Origin of the sequence: Luteimicrobium sp. DT211 (genome assembly GCF_049844995.1) — a bacterium.
Taxonomy (GTDB): Bacteria; Actinomycetota; Actinomycetes; order Actinomycetales; family Cellulomonadaceae; genus Luteimicrobium.
Genome location: NZ_JBNCMC010000001.1, coordinates 516733 through 533019 on the forward strand (window position 1 = coordinate 516733; position 16287 = coordinate 533019).

Below are 16287 nucleotides of genomic sequence, written 5' to 3' on the forward strand. Positions count from 1 at the left end.
CCGCATGAGCGCAGCACCGGGAACGACGGAGGCGGGCGCCGACCCGATCATCGTGCTCGACGGCGTGACCAAGGTCTTCGCGGGCCGCGGCCGGGGCGAGGCGAGGGTGGCGCGCGGGGTGCGCGCCGTCGACGACGTCAGCCTCCGGATCGGTCGCGGCGAGGTGTTCGGGGTCGTTGGCTACTCGGGCGCGGGGAAGTCGACGCTCGTCCGGCTCGTCAACGCGCTCGAGCGCGCCGACGCCGGGACCATCGACGTCGACGGGCGCCGCGTCACCGAGCTCGGGGAGCGCGGCCTCCGCGAGCTGCGGGCCAACATCGGCATGGTGTTCCAGCAGTTCAACCTGTTCGGAGCCCGGACGGTGGCGCGCAACGTCGAGTACCCGCTCCGGCTCGCGGGCTGGCCGCGCGAGAAGCGCCGCGCCCGCGTTGCGGAGCTGCTGGACTTCGTCGGTCTGGCCGACAAGGCGCGCTCGTACCCCGCCCAGCTCTCGGGCGGGCAGAAGCAGCGCGTCGGCATCGCCCGGGCGCTCGCGACGTCGCCGCACATCCTCCTCGCCGACGAGGCCACCAGCGCGCTCGACCCCGAGACGACACGCGACGTCCTCGACCTCCTGCGCCGCGTCAACCGCGAGCTCGGCGTGACGATCGTCGTCATCACGCACGAGATGAGCGTCGTGCAGTACGTGTGCCACCGCGTCGCCGTCATGGAGCAGGGCAAGGTCGTCGAGCACGGCGACGTCTACCAGGTCTTCGCCGACCCGCAGACGCCCGCCACGCGCCGGTTCATCCAGACCGCGCTCAAGGACCGCCCCGCGCCCGACGTCGTCGCCCGTCTGCGCGAGCGGCACCCGGGCCGACTCGTGGTCGTCACCCTCCCGGACACGGGCCGCGGGTTCGACGTCACCGCGTTCACGAGCGGGCTCGACGCGCGGGCCGCCGTCGTCTACGGCGGGGTCACCGAGGTCGGGGACCGGCCCTTCGGCAGCCTCACACTCGAGCTCACCGGAGCCCAGGCCGACGAAGCCTTCGAGCGGCTCCGCGCCGCAGCGCCCGTCGTCGACCTCGGGACGGCCGTCGACCCCCACGACGACGACCGCTGGGTCGCGACCGCCCCCGGGAAGGAGGACGCGTGATGATCGTCCACGCGACCAACGAGTGGACCTGGGACTACTACGGTCCGCTGCTGCGCCAGGCCATCGGCGAGACCCTCCAGATGGTCCTCACCGCCCTGGTGATCGGCGGGATCCTGGGCCTCGTGTACGGGCTGGCGCTCTACTCGACCCGGCGCGGCGGGCTCTACCAGAGCCGTTGGGCGTACGGGGTGCTGAGCTTCGTGGTCAACCTGATCCGGCCGATCCCGTTCATCATCTTCCTGACGGCCGTCCGCCCCGCGACGATCGCGATCACCGGCACCTCGCTGGGCGTCAAGGCCGCGATCTTCCCGATGACCGTCGTGACGATCGTCGCGACCGCGCGGCTCGTCGAGCAGAACCTCGTGTCCGCGGACCCGGGCGTGATCGAGGCGGCCCGGGCGATGGGCGCCTCCAAGGTGAACGCGCTGATCCGGGTGCTCGTCCCGGAGGCGCTCGCGCCCCTGATCCTCGGGTACGCGTTCCTGTTCGTCGGGGTGCTGGACATGTCGGCCGTGGCGGGCGCCGTCGGCGCGGGCGGCCTGGGGAACTTTGCCATCCAGTACGGCTACAACCGCTACAACGACATCGTGACCTGGGTCGCGGTCGCGGTCATCATCGTGCTCGTCCAGCTCGCGCAGATGCTCGGCAACACGCTCGCGCGACGTGTCCTCCACCGGTAGGGGTGTGCCGTGAGCGACTGGGATCCCACGCGCTACCTGCGTTTCGCCGACGAGCGCAGCCGCCCGTTCGTCGACCTGCTCGCTCGGGTGCCCGGCACCCCGCGGACGGTGGTCGACCTCGGCGCGGGCCCCGGCCACCTCGTCGCCGCGATCCACGCCCGCTGGCCGGACGCCGTCGTGACGGGCGTCGACGCGTCCCCGGCGATGGTGGAGCGGGCGCTCGTCGAGCACGGGGACGAGGCGCGCTTCGTGCTCGCCGACCTCCGCGACTTCGTGCCCGACGACGTCCCCGACCTCGTGGTCAGCAACGCCGCCCTGCAGTGGGTTCCCGGGCACCTGGACGTGCTCGCGCGCTGGCGAGATCTCCTGGCCGGGGGCGAGGCGCCGTCGTCGGGCAGGACGCTCGCCGTCCAGGTGCCCGCCAACCAGGACGCGCCGAGCCACGTGCTCCTGCGCGAGCTCGCCGCGACCGAGCCGTACGCGCGGTGGACGGCCGGGACCGCGCGGGTGCACGTGCACCGCGCCGCCGAGTACCTCGACGTCCTCGCCCGTCCGGGCTGGACCGCGGACGCGTGGGAGACCACGTACCTGCACGTGCTCGACGGCCCAGACCCGGTGTTCCGGTGGATCTCGTCGACCGGCGCGCGGCCCGTGCTCGCCGCGCTGCCCGACGACGTCCGGCCGGCTTTCGAGGAGGAGTACAAGGCGCGGCTGCGCGCGGCCTACCCGGAGCGGTCGTACGGCACGGTGCTGCCGTTCCGGCGGACGTTCGTCGTCGCGACGCGCGACTGACTCGCGACAGCCGGGCCGGAACTACTGGCGGCGGAGCGTCCTGAAGGTCGGGCAGTCGAACGGGTCCCGCGCGGCGAGGCCGACGCGGTTGAGGTACTTCACGACGGTCCCGTAGGACCGCAGCGTCGTCGTCTCCGTGTACGGCACGCCGACCCGGGCGCAGTGCTCGCGGACGATCTCCCGGGCCTTCGCGAGGTGCGGACGGGGCATGCTCGGGAACAGGTGGTGCTCGACCTGGTAGTTGAGGCCGCCGTAGATCTGCGTCAGGCCACGGTCGGAGACGATCCGTCCGCCCATGATGTTGCGCGACGTGAGGACCTGGCGCGACAGGAAGTCGAGCTTCGAGTCGTGGGGGATGATCGCCATGCCCTTGTGGTTCGGCGCGAACGACGCCCCCATGTACACGCCGAACACCGCGAGATGTACGCCGACGAACGCGGCGGCGATGCCGGGCGGCAGGAGCCAGAAGATCAGTCCGAGGTAGGCGGCGAGGCGCACGGAGATCGTGACGATCTCGCGGACCCAGCCCTCGCGGCGGTCGGTGACGAGGCTGCGGATCGACGTGAGGTGCAGGTTCAGGCCCTCGAGCGTCAGGAGCGGGAAGAACAGCCAGCCCTGCCGGCGGGTCATCACGGCGCGCCAGCCCGTCTGCTTGGCGGCGTCCTCCTCGACGAACGAGATGGTGTCGAACGCGATGTCCGGGTCCTTGCCGACCTTGTTCGGGTTCGCGTGGTGGCGCGTGTGCTTGTTCATCCACCACGAGTACGAGATCCCGACGACGCCGTTGGCGAGCCACCGGCCGACCCGGTCGTTCACGGGGCCCGACGTGAAGATCTGGCGGTGCGACGCCTCGTGGCCGAGGAACGCGAACTGGGTGAGGACGACCCCGAGGACGCCCGCGAGCGCGAGCTGCCACCAGGTGTCCCCGAGCATGACGACACCCACGCCGATCGCGGCGAGCGCGGCGAGCAGGATCCCTGTGGTCGTGCCGTAGAACCCGAGCGTGCGGCGGAGCAGGCCTGCGTCGCGCACCGTCTTCAGGAGGGCGGCATACGTGCCGGTCGCGGCCTCGCGCGGCCCCGCCGACGGTGCCGGGGCGGTGGGGATGAGAACGGTCACGCTGCCTCGCAGGTGCTCGGGTCGACTTCCCAGCCTGGAGTTGAGCGGACGCTCGTGGTGCGGATCACAGACACTCTACGCGGCGGACCTGGACGGGGGCGGGAAGCCGGCGCGCGCCCGGCGATCGTCACCGCGCGAACACGGGATCCTCGCCCCGCGACCACGGGACCTCGGTCCGTCTGCTCGGGCAGACGGGCGGAGGTCCCGTGGTCGGCGAATGGGGGGGAGGCGCGGGTGGCGGGCGCCGCAGGGTCAGGACTCGCGGAGCTCGAGGTACTTCGCGATGAGCGCCTTCGTCGACGGGTCCTGCGCCTCGAGCGCTGCGGCGTCGCCGGAGACGGCGGGCGCGACCTCGAGCGCGAGCTTCTTGCCGAGCTCGACGCCCCACTGGTCGAACGAGTCGATGCCCCACACGGTGCCCTCGACGAAGGTGATGTGCTCGTAGAGCGCGATGAGCTGCCCGACGACGGACGGCGTGAGCGCGGGGGCGAGGATCGACGTCGTCGGCCGGTTCCCGGAGAACACGCGGGCCGGGACGATCGCCTCGGCCGTGCCCTCGGCGCGGACCTCGTCGGCGGTCTTGCCGAACGCGAGCGCCTTGGTCTGGGCGAAGAAGTTCGCGAGGAACAGGCTGTGGACGTCCGCGCCGGAAGCAGCGGACCCGCCGTCACTCTGCCCTGATCCCTCGTCCTTCAGCGGCCGGGCCGGGTTCGCGACGGCGATGAAGTCGGCCGGGATGAGCCGGGTCCCCTGGTGGATGAGCTGGTAGAACGCGTGCTGGCCGTTGGTCCCGGGCTCGCCCCAGAAGACCTCGCCGGTCTCGCTGGTGACCGGCGTGCCGTCCCACCGCACCGACTTGCCGTTCGACTCCATCGTGAGCTGCTGCAGGTACGCCGGGAAACGGTGCAGGTACTGCGCGTAAGGCAGCACGGCGTGCGTGTGCGCGTCGAGGAAGTTCGTGTACCAGACGTTGAGCAGGCCCATGAGGACGGGCACGTTCTGCTCGAGCGGCGTGGTGCGGACGTGCTCGTCGATCGCGTGGAAGCCCGCGAGGAACTCCTCGAACCGGTCCGGCCCGACGGCGATCGCGACGGACGTGCCGATCGCCGAGTCCACCGAGTAGCGGCCGCCGACCCAGTCCCAGAACCCGAACGCGTTGGCGGGGTCGATGCCGAACGCGGCGACCTTGTCGAGCGCGGTCGACACGGCGACGAAGTGCCTCCCGACGGCCGCGGTGCGTGCCTCGTCCGTGGCCTCGATGGCGCCGGCCGCGACCAGCCTCTCCCACAGCCACTGGCGGGCCAGACGCGCGTTGGTCAGCGTCTCGAGCGTGCCGAACGTCTTCGACGCGACGATGAAGAGCGTCGTCTCGGGGTCGAGGTCCGCCGTCTTCTCGTACACGTCCGACGGGTCGATGTTCGACACGAACCGCACCTCGAGGCCCGGCTGCACGTACGGCTTGAGCGCCTCGTAGACCATGACCGGCCCGAGGTCGGACCCGCCGATCCCGATGTTCACGACCGTCTCGACGCGCTTGCCGGTGACGCCCGTCCACTCGCCCGAGCGCACCTTGTCGGCGAAGTCGTAGACGCGGCCGAGGACCTCGTGGACGTCGTCGTCGACGTGCTGGCCGTCGACGACCAACGGCGTCGCGGCCTCGTCCTCGTCGAGCGCGGGGCGGCGCAGCGCCGTGTGCAGGACGGCGCGGTCCTCGGTGACGTTGATGTGGTCGCCGCGGAGCATCGCGGCGTACCGGCCGGGCACGTCGACGTCGCGGGCGAGCGCCACGAGCTGGGCGAGGACGTCGTCGGTCACGAGGTTCTTCGACAGGTCGACCGTGAGGTCGGCCGCCTGGTGCGTGAGGCGCTCGGCGCGGCCCGGGTCGGCAGCGAACCAGCCGCGCAGGTCCGGGGCGAGGCCGTCACGGAGCCCCGTGAGCGCGGCCCACGACGGGGTCGCGGTGGCGTCGACGGGAACGGCGGGGGAGGCGGGCGCGGAGGAGTTCTCGGTCACGGTCCGACGATAGTCGCGCCGGGCTGCGCTCGCCCCGGCGCGACCGCCTCGTGGGCGCGCTACCACGCGGCGTAAAGTGCGCGGGTGGCCGGAAGACGTCGAGCGGGTGAACGACGGTGGTGGCGCCGCGAGCTCGCGCTCGTCGTCGGCGCCGGTCTGGTCGTGACGCTGGGCGTCGCGGGGACGAACCACCTGGGCCGCACGCCCTACAGCGACAAGCCGCTCTATCTCGCGACGATGGCGCGCGACGCCGACGGGAACCTCGTCCGGGTCGACGTGGACGGCGACGCGGACGACCTCAGCCTCCTGCCCGGCACGCGCGCCGTCGCCGGGGCCACGGCGGAGGCCGCCGCCCAGCGCGCCTGGCTCGCCGACGGCAGCGTCCCGGCGACGGGCACGCGTTGGGAGGGCATGGCCCGCGACGCCCTCCTCGACCTGCGCACCATGACCTTCGACGACGGCGCCGTCCTCGCCGCCGGATCCGGCCCCTGGCGTTACGCCTGGCCGCGCGACGGCGCGTTCGTCGCCGTCGCGTACGCGCGCACGGGCCACCTCGACGACGCCCGCCGCGTCCTGGCCTTCTACCAACGGGCGCAGGCCGCCGACGGAACCGTCGAGGCCCGCTACCTGCCCGACGGCAGCGGCCCGCCGGACGACCGCACCCCGCAGACCGACGGCATCGGCTGGCTGCTGTGGGCGCTGGGCGAGACCGTCGACGCGACGCCCGCCGCCGAACGTGCCGCCGTCCTCGCCCAGTTCGAGCCTCTCCTGGACCGCGGTGCGAACGCCGCCGTCCGCGCCCTCGGGCCGACGGGCCTGCCCGGGCCGTCGCCCGACTACTGGGAGAAGCGCGAGGACACCGTCACGCTCGGGACGGCCGCGCCGCTCCTCGCTGGGCTCCGGGCCGCCGCCCACCTGTACGGCCTGCTCGACGACGACGGGGGTGCGACCGCCGCCGGGTCGGCCGCCCGTCGGCTGGACGCTGCGATCGAGGCCGGGTTCGCGCCGTCGTACGGGCGGTACCCGGGCAGCAGTGGGCGCGACGCGGCCGTCGCGTTCCTCCTGCCGCCGTTCGTGCCGGCGAGCGACGCGGTCGCCGCGGACTACGGCGGCGTCGACACCGACGACGCGGCCGTGCGCGCGGCGCTGCACGCGGCCGCCGGGCAGATGGCACGGCCGGGCGGGGGGCTCGCACCCGGCGCACACTGGACCCAGGACGGGGTCAGCTGGACCCCGGAGACCGCGCTCGTCGCGCTCGGCGCGGCGTCCGGTGACGGCGCCGACCGGGCGCTCGCGACGCGGCTGCTCGACTGGCTCGACGACCATCGCACCGTCACGGGTTCCTTCCCCGAGAAGGTCCTGCACGACGGCAGCCCCGCGGGCACCGCGCCGCTCGTCTGGACGAGCGCGACGGTCCTGCTCGCCCTCGCCACGCTCGACGCCCGCTGACCCGAGCGACCCTGCGCCGACGTAGCGCAAAGGCGCTACCTCGCGGCGGTCCGCCGGGCGGCGGTCAGCTGCCGACGTTCGGGCCGAGCACGGAGAACTCGGTGCCGCGCGGGTCCTTGACGTTGACCAGCCGGCCGTACGGGGTGTCCTCCGGCCCGCGGACGACGGTCCCGCCCAGCTCGGCGATCGTCGCGGCGGTGGCGTCGGCGTCGTCGGTGGCGAAGTAGGTGAGCCAGTACGACGGGCCGGTCATGCCCGAGCGCGGGTCGTCCATGATCCCGGCGAACTGCTGCTCGCCGACCTGGTCGACGGCGTAGCGGAACTGCGGCTCGTCACTCATGAGCTGCGTGGTCCAGCCGAGCGCACCGTAGAACGGGAGCACGGCGTCGAACCCCTGGGTGTGGAGCTCGTGCCAGCCGGGCGCGCCGTGCTCGGCGACGACCGCGAACCCGTCGTGCGTCCCCGGCTGCCACAGCGCGAACGCGGCCCCCGCCGGGTCGACGACGACGGCCTGCTTGCCGAGGCCCATGACGTCGAGCGGCTCGAGGAGCACCGTGCCGCCGGCGCCGCGGGCGGCGTCGGTCGCCGCCGCGACGTCGGGCGCGTGCAGGTGCACGGTCCACGCGAGCGGCTGCTCGGGCGACATGCGCGGCATCACGCCGGCGACGGGCTTGCCGTCGAGCGAGAACGTGCCGTAGTTGCCGTACTCCTCGCCGTGGCCCTCGTGGGTCCAGCCGAACAGGCCGGCGTAGAAGGCCACCGTCGCGTCGAGGTCGTCGGTGGTGAGGTCGTTCCAGATCGGGGCGCCCGCGGGCACCTCTCCACGTGCAGGCATGGCTTCTCCTGATAGGTGTCGACGGGGTGGTGCCTGTACCGACTCTGCCCCCCTGTGGAAGTCATCGCGCGGCGGTGCCACGCTCGGAGGGACCCTGGAGGTGCACCGATGGCGAGCCCTACTACACCGCCGCCGACGTCGACCCCGGCACCGCGGATCCGGCAGGTCGTCCTCGACACGACCGACGCCCGGCGGCTGGCCGAGTTCTACCGGCAGTTCTTCGACCTCGTGTATCGGCGCGGCGACGAGCCGCCGCCGCCCGGCGAGCCCGACCCGAACGGGTCCGACTGGCTGGTGCTGCGCCGGCCGGGCGAGGACTTCGGGGTCGCGTTCCAGCAGGTCGCGACGCTCCCGCGCTCGACGTGGCCGGACGCCGCCGTGCCGCAGCAGCTCCACCTCGACACGACGGTGCCCGACGTCGCCGCGCTCGACGTGCAGCACGAGCGGGCGCTCGCGCTCGGCGCGACGCTGCTCCTCGACCGCACCGACGACCCGGACGAGCCGCTCCGCGTGTACGCCGACCCGGACGGGCACCCGTTCTGCGTGTTCGTGGGGTGACGGTTCGGGGCGGGTGCGCCGCGGGGCGCGGAACGCCGCGTCGCCGTCCCGTACGTTGCACGACATGACGGACATCGACACCGAGGTCACCGAGGCGCTCGTCCGAGAGCTGCTGCGGGAGCAGCATCCCGACCTGGCGGGGCTGCCGCTGCGCGAGGTCGACGGCGGCTGGGGCAACCAGATGTGGCGGCTCGGCGACGAGCTGGCCGTGCGGGTACAGCGCATGGACACCGCCCCGGACCACCAGCTCAAGGAACGCCGGTGGCTGCCGCAGCTCGCGCCGCGCCTGCCGCTGCCGATCCCCGTCCCGGTGCGCAGCGGCGCGCCCTCCGAGCGCTTCCCCAAGATCTGGACCGTCATGACCTGGGTGCCGGGCCGGCCGCTGGACCGCGGATCGATCACCCGCGGCGACCACGCCGCCGACGCGCTGGCGGCGTTCCTCCGGGCGCTGCACGTCGAGGCGCCCGCCGACGCCCCGACGGCGACGGGCCGCGGCGCCCACCCCCGGGACTGCACCGACGGGTTCGAGCACTTCCTCGGCTCCCTCGACGCGGCCACGATCGGCCCCGACACGGACGCCGTCCGTGCCGTGTGGGACGACGCCGTCGCCGCACCCGCCTGGGAGGGCCCGGCGGTGTGGGTGCACGGCGACCTGCACCCCGCGAACGTCGTGGTCGCGGACGGCACGCTCGCGGGCGTGGTCGACTTCGGCGACCTGTCCGTCGGCGACCCGGCGTGGGACCTCGCGGCCGCCTGGGTGCTGCTGCCGGCGGGCGGGTGCGCCCGCTTCTTCGCCGCGTACGGGACGGACGACGCGACGGTCCGCCGGGCCCGCGGGCTGGCCGCGATGAAGAGCCTCTTCCTGCTGCTCATGGGCCAGAACGGCGACCGCGGACTGCCCGGCGGGAAGCCGGCGTGGGGTCCCGCAGGTCGGGCGGCGCTCGACCGGGTCCTGGGCGCCGCGCCTCACGACGTCGGGTACGCCGCGCGCTGACGCATTGTCGCCACGGCGGACATCCGCCACGCCGGAGCCGTGGACATGCGTCTGACCTGCTGTTTCTCTCGGAGGGTCGATGTCACGCCGTCGACCCGTCGAGAGGACCAGCCCTCATGTCGCCATCCCGTAGATCCCGTCTCGGCAGCGTGCCGTCCGCCACCCTGCGGCGGGCGGGCATCGCCACGCTCGCGCTCGGAACGGTGCTCGGCGTCGCCGCGCCGACGTACGCCGCCGGGCTGGACGAGCCCCCCGGCCTCGCCGCCCACCGGCAGGCCACCGAGACGCCCGCGCCGGACGGCGACGCCGACGGGCCCGTGTTCACGCAGCGCAGCGACGGCACGGCTGCGCTCGCCGACAAGCTGGGCCAGCCCGACCTGACCGAGCTGCGCAAGGCCGAGGTGAAGGATCAGGCCAGGGTCACGGTGCTGGTGGCGACCAAGACGGGCGACACCCACGCGGTCGCCGATGCCGTCGACGCCGTCGGCGGGGTGGTCGGCCGGAGCGAGGACAAGCTGGGCTACGTGCGGGCGACGGTGGCCCCGGACGACGTCGCCGAGCTGGCCGACCGGGACGACGTGCTCGCGATCGACCTCGACCGCACCTTCGACGTCCCGGACACGAGTGTCTCGGCGACCCCGACCGGAAAGGCCGCCGTCGCGGCTCCGGGCGCGAGCACCCCCGCCGACAATCCCTACCTCCCCGTCGGCGAGACCGGCGCGACCGACTTCACCGCGAAGCACCCGACCTGGGACGGGCGCGGCGTGACCGTGGGCATCCTCGACACCGGCGTCGACCTCTCCCAGCCGGCGCTCCAGCGGACCACGACCGGTCAGCCCAAGATCGCCGACTGGTTCACCGCGACCGACCCCGTCGTCGACAACGACGCCAGCTGGGCCCGCGTGCAGAACTTCGTCACGGGGCCGACCTTCACGTCCGGCGGGATCACGTGGACCGCGCCGAACGGCCGGTACGGGCTCGTCATCCTCAACGAGGCGTCGTTCAAGGGCGAGCTGGGGGGCGACCTCAACCGCGACGGCGACACCACCGACCGGATCGGCGTGCTCTACGACCCGGAGACCCACGACATCCGGGTCGACGCGAACCTGGACTTCGACTTCACCGACGATCCCGTGATGCGGCCCTACGACGAGGGTCACCAGGTCGGGTATCTCGGCACCGACGACCCGGCCACGGACGTCGCCGAGCGGCTGCCGTTCACCGTCGACTACCGCGAGGACGTCGACCTCTCGCCGCTCGGCGGGGTCAACGTCGGCAAGACCGCGGACTACGTGAACCTCGGGGTGGTCAGCGGTGCGCACGGCACCCACGTGGCGGGGATCGTCGCGGGCAACGGGGTCCTCGGCGGCAGCATGCGCGGCGCCGCACCCGGCGCGCAGATCGTCTCCGCCCGGGCCTGCACGTTCTCCGGAGGCTGCACGACGGTGGCGCTGACCGAGGGCATGATCGACCTGGTCACCGAGCACCACGTCGACGTGGTGAACCTGTCCGTGGGCGGGCTGACCGCGCTCAACGACGGTTCCGACGCGATCGCGCAGCTCTACGACCGGCTGATCGACCAGTACGGCGTCCAGATCGTCGTCTCGGCCGGCAACGACGGCGCCGGCGTCAACACGGTGTCGCCCCCGTCGACGTCCGCCTCCGCGATCAGCGTCGCCGCCTCGGTCAGCAAGCAGACCTGGCGGGCCGACTACGGCGCCGACGTGAAGGCCGCGCAGGGCATGTTCCCGTTCTCCGCGCGCGGACCCGGCGAGGACGGCGGCGGAAAGCCGGACCTCGCCGCTCCCGGCGCCGCGGTGTCCACGGTCCCGAGCTGGATGCCTGGCGCCGGCGTCGCCCAGACCGGCTACTCCCTGCCTGCCGGGTACCAGCTGATGAACGGCACCTCGATGGCGGCCCCGGAGGTCACCGGCGACGCCGCGCTCCTCCTCTCCGCAGCCTCCGCGGACCGCACCGAGGTGACCGCCCGGGGGCTGAAGACCGCGTTGACCGACGGCGCGCGGCCGATCCACGGCGTGCCCACGGCCGCGCAGGGCAGCGGCCTCGCGGACGTGACCGCGGCGTGGAAGGTGCTGTCCAAGGGTGTCGGGACGGGGACCTACGACGTCGCCGCACCGGTCTGCACCTCGCTCTCGTCCCTGCTCACCACCCCGAACACCGGCACCGGGGTCTACAACCGCTGCCTGCCCGGCGAGGGTGGTCAGCAGGTCGGCGCCACGAAGACGTACGACGTCGCCGTGGCCCGCACCGACGGCGGCGCGACCCGCCGCCACAAGCTGAGCTGGGTCGGCAACGACGGCACGTTCGCCGCGCCGAAGAGCGTCGACATCGGGACGGGCAAGGTCGAGGTCCCGGTGACCGCGCGGCCCGCCACGGCCGGTCTGCACTCAGCGATCCTGCAGGTCGACGACCCGTCGACCCACGGCACCGACCTGCTGATCCCGGTCACCATCGTCGTGCCGCGCGCCGCGGCGGCGCCGACCCGGACCGTCGTCGAGTCCGGGTTGGTCGCCCGCTCGACCAGCCGGTCGTTCTTCGTCTCGGTGCCCGAGGGCGTCGCCAACCTCCAGCTCAACCTGTCCCGCTTCGGCAGGGGTGACGTCCGGGTCATCGCCTTCGACCCCAGCGGGATGCCGCGCAACGACACCTCGGCGAGCGCCTGCTTCACCGTGTCCGACCCGGGCAGCTGCAACCCGACCGACCGGGCCTACCTCGACCCGGAGCCGGGCGTCTGGGAGTTCCAGGTCGAGGCCCGGCGGACGAGCGTCTCCGCGGACAACCCGTTCCGGGCGTCCGTCGCGCTGCAGGGGGTCGCGGTCGGCTCGGCGACCACGACGATCGACGAGCTCGCCGTGCACCAGAGCCAGGGCGTGGACATGACCGCCACCAACGACTGGGGCACCACGGACGTGCATGCCGAGCAGGGCGCCGTCGGCCGGGTCCGGGACCAGGTGGGCGAGGTGGCGGAGGGCGCGACCGACGAGGCCGGGGTCTACGTCCCGCGGGACGTGACCGAGGTCGACATGAGCTTCACGCCGCGGGACGCGGATGCCGATCTCGAGGTCTACGTCTTCGTCGGGAGCACGCTGCTCGTCAAGGACCTCGACCCGCGACCGGGCGAGGTGAGCTTCCGGCTGCTGAACCCGCCTCCGGGCACCTACCACGTGGTGGTCAGCGGGACGAGGGTCCCGTCCGGATCGACCGCGTTCGACTACCACGAGGCGGTCTTCTCGGACGGGATCGGCACGGTCACGGTCGACGACCGGGCGACCCACCGGCTGCAGTCGGGTGACCGGTTGCCGGTCCGGGCGACCATCACCCCGACCGCCGAGCCGACGAACGACCTCGGCCTGGTGGCGAGCGTGCCGGTCGCCAACGCCCAGGGCGTCACGATCGGCCACACCGAGGTAGGGATCGGCGCGGTGACCACGCCGCAGGCGACCGTGCTGTCCACGTTCAAGCCGATGGTGGCCTCCGACCTGAACGACGCCGGGCTCGTCGTCGGTGACCACCAGGTGGCCGGCTACCCGGTCCCGACGCGCTGGACCCAGGACGGCGGGTTCGTCGACTACGACATGGGCGTCGGCGGCAAGCTGGGCACCGTCTACGACACCAACGAGGACGGCACGGCCGTCGGTGAGATCCAGACGGTGTCCGACGGGACCCAGGTGGGCCTGTGGCGGCCGGACGGGACGCGGGTCCAGGTCGGGCGACCGGACTGGCGCGCCTACACCGCGGCCCGCGCGTTCGGCCTGAACGACAAGGGCGTGGTGGTCGGCGACGCTCGGGCCTCGATCAAGGAGTCCGACGGCCTGACCCACAGCTACATCGAGGGCTGGACCTGGACCGAGGAGCGCGGCTTCACGCGGCTGGCCGACCTGGACGGCGACCCGTCGGCCACGACGCCGTTCGCCGTCGACGACGACGGGTACGTCGTCGGAGTCTCCCTCGTGGCCCACGCCAAGCACGCGGTGCTCTGGCACCCCGACGGCAGCGCCGAGGACCTCGGCACCCTGCCCGGCCAGCAGACCTCGATGGCCACCGCGATCAGCGCCGACGGGACGGTCGTCGGCACCAGCGGCGACGACGCCTTCGTGTGGACCCGGGCCGGGGGCATGAAGCGGCTGCCGGACTACGGCTTCAACGGGACGGCGACCAAGGTCACCGACGACGGCTGGGTCCTCGGGAGCGCCGAGCTGGAGCCGGACGTGTCGGTCCCCGTCGTCTGGGACCCGCAGGGCCGGATCTACGACCTCAGCCGGATGATCGACCCCGCGACGCTGTCCGCCGTGGAACCCATGGGGATCAACAACCGGCACCAGGTCCTCGTCTACGGCTACGTCGGGTCCGGCTCCGGGATGGCGCTCGTCCAGCTGCCCGGATAGCCCCGAGCCGCCGGCGGGCCCGGACGTCCACCGAGCGGTGGGCGTCCGGGCCCGTTCGGCTTACCCCCGTCGGTGCGGGGCGCCGCCTCGGTGCACCCCGCCGACCTGAGCAGGACGTGAGGAGCGGCGATGAGGGATCTTCCGGGGCTCGGGACCGACGAGTCGACGGCGTACCGGCTGATGGTGGAGCGACCGTCGTGCAGCACCCACGAGCTGGCGCTGCTGATGGCGGTCGAGCAGTCGCACGCCGCGATGCTGCTGAGCGGTCTGGAGTCCAGGGGGCTGGTCGCCAGGTCGGCGGTGCCGGGCCGCTTCGTCGCCTCCCCGCCGGACCTCGCGCTCGGCGCGATGGTCATGGAGCGTCAGGAGGAGCTCCGCGGACTCCAGCTCGAGCTCGGTCGGCTGTCCCAGGCGTACCGCGGCTCGCCGGGCCGGGACCTCGCCGACGTGATCGACGTGGTCAGCGGACGGGACGCGGTCGCGCAGCGGTTCCGGCAGCTGCACGGTGCCGCTCGTGAGGAGGTGCTCGCGTTCGTCAGGGCAGGCGTCGTCGCCGTCTCGGCGGAGGACAACCGCGAGGAGGACGACGCCGTCGCGCGCGGGGTCGGCTACCGCGTGGTGGTGGAGCGGTCGTTGCTGGACCGACCGGGATTCCTGGCCGAGGCCGAAGCGTCGTTGGCCGCCGGTGAGGAGGTCCGGCTCGCCCGAGAGCTGCCGCTCCGGATGCTCGTCGTCGACCGCCGGCTCGCGCTGGTGCCGATGGCGGCCGCCGAGGGTCCGGCCGCCGAGGGCGCGGCCGTGCCGGGCGCTCGTGCCGACGACGCCGGTGTCGGTGCGCTGCTGGTGCACCGCAGCAGCCTGCTCGACGCGCTGGTCACGCTCTTCGAGGAGGTCTGGCGCGGAGCGAGGTCGTTGTCGATGACCCCCGACGGGCCGAGCGAGATCGACCACGGCGCCCTGGACCCGCTGGACTCCAAGGTCCTCCAGCTGCTGCTCTCCGGGCTCACCGACCGTGGGGTGGCGACCCAGCTCGGGCTCTCGCTGCGCACCGTGCAGCGGCGGGTGCGCGAGCTGATGAACCAGGCCGGCGTGGAGAGCCGGCTCCAGCTCGGTCTGGAGGTCGGCCGCCGGGGCTGGGTCTGACAGGCCTCAGCACGTGTCGAGTCCGGCCTGGCGCCGACCGCCGTCCTCGCGGGGCGTCGCGCTGAGCCCGCGGGCGGTGCTCAGGCCCGGCCGGCGAACGCCTCCGTCACACGACGCACGCTCGACGCCAGCCCCCACCGCTCGACGAGCGCCGCGAGCGCCTCGGGGTCCGCGGGCGCGGAAGGGACGTCGTCGGGCACGGGGCGTTGCGCGGTGGGGGAGGGCAGCGTCACGGGCGCGGAGCGGACCACCTGGACGACGACGGGGGCGACGTCGAGGTAGTCGGACGCCTCGACGAGGCGGCGCCGCTGCGTGGCGGTGAGGCCGGGGTCGGTGGAGTCCCGGGCGGCGAGGATCCCGTCGAGGGTGCCGTACCGGGCGATGAGCGTGGCGGCCGTCTTCTCGCCGATCCCGACGACGCCGGGCAGCCCGTCCGACGGGTCGCCGCGCAGGGTCGCCATGTCGGCGTACGCGGCGCCGGTGGGCACGCCGTACTTGTCGTGGAGCACCGCCTGGTCGACCGTCAGGAGGTTCTTGATGCCCTTGACGGGGTAGAGGATGCGGACGCCGGCGTCGTCGTCGACGAGCTGGAACAGGTCGCGGTCACCCGTCACCACGTCGACGCGGTCGCGTTCGGCGGCCGGCTTCGCGACCTCGCGGGCCGTGAGCGTGCCGATCACGTCGTCGGCCTCGAAGCCGGGCGCCCCGACGCGCGCGATCCCGAGCGCCGCGAGCACGTCGACGATCACGGGGACCTGCGCGACCAGCGCGGGCGGCACCTCCTCGACCCACTGGGGGCCGTCCGGCCCGGCGACCTCCGCTGCAACCTCGGAGACCACCCGGTGCGCCTTGTACGACGGGATCGCCGCGACCCGGAACGCCGGGCGCCAGTCGTCGTCCCAGCAGGCGACGAGGCGGGTCGGCCGGTGGTCCGTCACGAGCGTCGCGATCATGTCGAGCAGGCCCCGCACCGCGTTGACGGGGGTGCCGTCGGGGGCGCGGAGCGAGTCCGGAACCCCGAAGTACGCGCGGAAGTACAGGCTCGCGGTGTCGAGGAGGAGCAGGCGGCCGGGGGTCGAGGGCATGCGCCCATCCTGCCCGGTGGGTGCTGACACCACGACCCACCCGGCACCCGGGTACCGGTCGGGGTGCGACCCAGGACC

Annotated in this window: 12 protein-coding genes; 8 read left to right on the forward strand and 4 right to left on the reverse strand. The window is 73.6% G+C overall.

The window, feature by feature from the left end; translation table 11 throughout:
• Positions 1 to 4: 4 nt before the first annotated feature.
• The 3 genes from ACLQ14_RS02375 to ACLQ14_RS02385 are packed head-to-tail and all read left to right on the forward strand — an operon-like array spanning position 5 to position 2607.
• Positions 5 to 1135 carry a methionine ABC transporter ATP-binding protein gene (locus ACLQ14_RS02375; RefSeq protein ID WP_425809485.1) on the forward strand — a complete coding sequence of 377 codons (1131 nt, stop codon included), beginning with the start codon at positions 5 to 7 and terminating at the stop codon, positions 1133 to 1135.
• On the forward strand, positions 1135 to 1815 hold the full coding sequence (locus tag ACLQ14_RS02380) for a methionine ABC transporter permease (RefSeq protein WP_425810180.1): 681 nt from the start codon (positions 1135 to 1137) through the stop codon (positions 1813 to 1815). The genes ACLQ14_RS02375 and ACLQ14_RS02380 overlap by 1 nt, the downstream gene beginning before the upstream one ends.
• Before the next feature lie 9 nt (positions 1816 to 1824).
• Positions 1825 to 2607 (forward strand): methyltransferase domain-containing protein, encoded by a 783-nt coding sequence (locus ACLQ14_RS02385; protein ID WP_425809487.1) that lies wholly within the window; start codon positions 1825 to 1827, stop codon positions 2605 to 2607.
• A gap of 21 nt (positions 2608 to 2628) precedes the next feature.
• On the opposite strand, the gene ACLQ14_RS02390 is transcribed toward ACLQ14_RS02385, so the two are convergent.
• Both ACLQ14_RS02390 and pgi read right to left on the reverse strand, forming a co-directional pair.
• Positions 2629 to 3726 (reverse strand): fatty acid desaturase family protein, encoded by a 1098-nt coding sequence (locus ACLQ14_RS02390; RefSeq protein WP_425809489.1) that lies wholly within the window; start codon positions 3724 to 3726, stop codon positions 2629 to 2631.
• 252 nt (positions 3727 to 3978) lie between these two features.
• Positions 3979 to 5739, reverse strand: a complete 1761-nt coding sequence (gene pgi, locus ACLQ14_RS02395) for a glucose-6-phosphate isomerase (RefSeq protein ID WP_425809491.1) — start codon at positions 5737 to 5739, stop codon at positions 3979 to 3981.
• 84 nt (positions 5740 to 5823) lie between these two features.
• Here pgi and ACLQ14_RS02400 point away from each other — a divergent pair, with 84 nt between their 5' ends.
• Positions 5824 to 7188 carry a glycoside hydrolase family 15 gene (locus ACLQ14_RS02400; protein WP_425809493.1) on the forward strand — a complete coding sequence of 455 codons (1365 nt, stop codon included), beginning with the start codon at positions 5824 to 5826 and terminating at the stop codon, positions 7186 to 7188.
• Positions 7189 to 7252: 64 nt separating this feature from the next.
• Here the strand turns inward: ACLQ14_RS02400 and ACLQ14_RS02405 are convergent, their stop codons facing one another.
• A complete protein-coding gene (locus ACLQ14_RS02405) occupies positions 7253 to 8023 on the reverse strand; it encodes a VOC family protein (protein WP_425809495.1) in 771 nt (256 codons plus the stop codon).
• Positions 8024 to 8131: 108 nt separating this feature from the next.
• Here ACLQ14_RS02405 and ACLQ14_RS02410 point away from each other — a divergent pair, with 108 nt between their 5' ends.
• The 4 genes from ACLQ14_RS02410 to ACLQ14_RS02425 all read left to right on the forward strand — a co-directional run bounded on the left by ACLQ14_RS02410 (position 8132) and on the right by ACLQ14_RS02425 (position 15124).
• A complete protein-coding gene (locus ACLQ14_RS02410; protein WP_425809497.1) occupies positions 8132 to 8581 on the forward strand; it encodes a VOC family protein in 450 nt (149 codons plus the stop codon).
• 64 nt (positions 8582 to 8645) lie between these two features.
• Positions 8646 to 9575, forward strand: coding sequence for an aminoglycoside phosphotransferase family protein (locus ACLQ14_RS02415; RefSeq protein ID WP_425809499.1), 930 nt, complete (start codon positions 8646 to 8648; stop codon positions 9573 to 9575).
• A 149-nt stretch (positions 9576 to 9724) separates the two neighbouring features.
• The gene (locus ACLQ14_RS02420) at positions 9725 to 13981 is read left to right on the forward strand and encodes a S8 family serine peptidase (RefSeq protein WP_425809501.1); all 4257 of its coding nucleotides are present in this window, start codon (positions 9725 to 9727) and stop codon (positions 13979 to 13981) included.
• 129 nt (positions 13982 to 14110) lie between these two features.
• Complete coding sequence (locus tag ACLQ14_RS02425; protein ID WP_425809503.1) at positions 14111 to 15124, forward strand: LuxR C-terminal-related transcriptional regulator; 1014 nt, start codon at positions 14111 to 14113, stop codon at positions 15122 to 15124.
• 80 nt (positions 15125 to 15204) lie between these two features.
• Here the strand turns inward: ACLQ14_RS02425 and ACLQ14_RS02430 are convergent, their stop codons facing one another.
• Positions 15205 to 16209, reverse strand: a complete 1005-nt coding sequence (locus tag ACLQ14_RS02430; RefSeq protein ID WP_425809505.1) for a 5'-3' exonuclease — start codon at positions 16207 to 16209, stop codon at positions 15205 to 15207.
• Between the last annotated feature and the right edge of the window lie 78 nt (positions 16210 to 16287).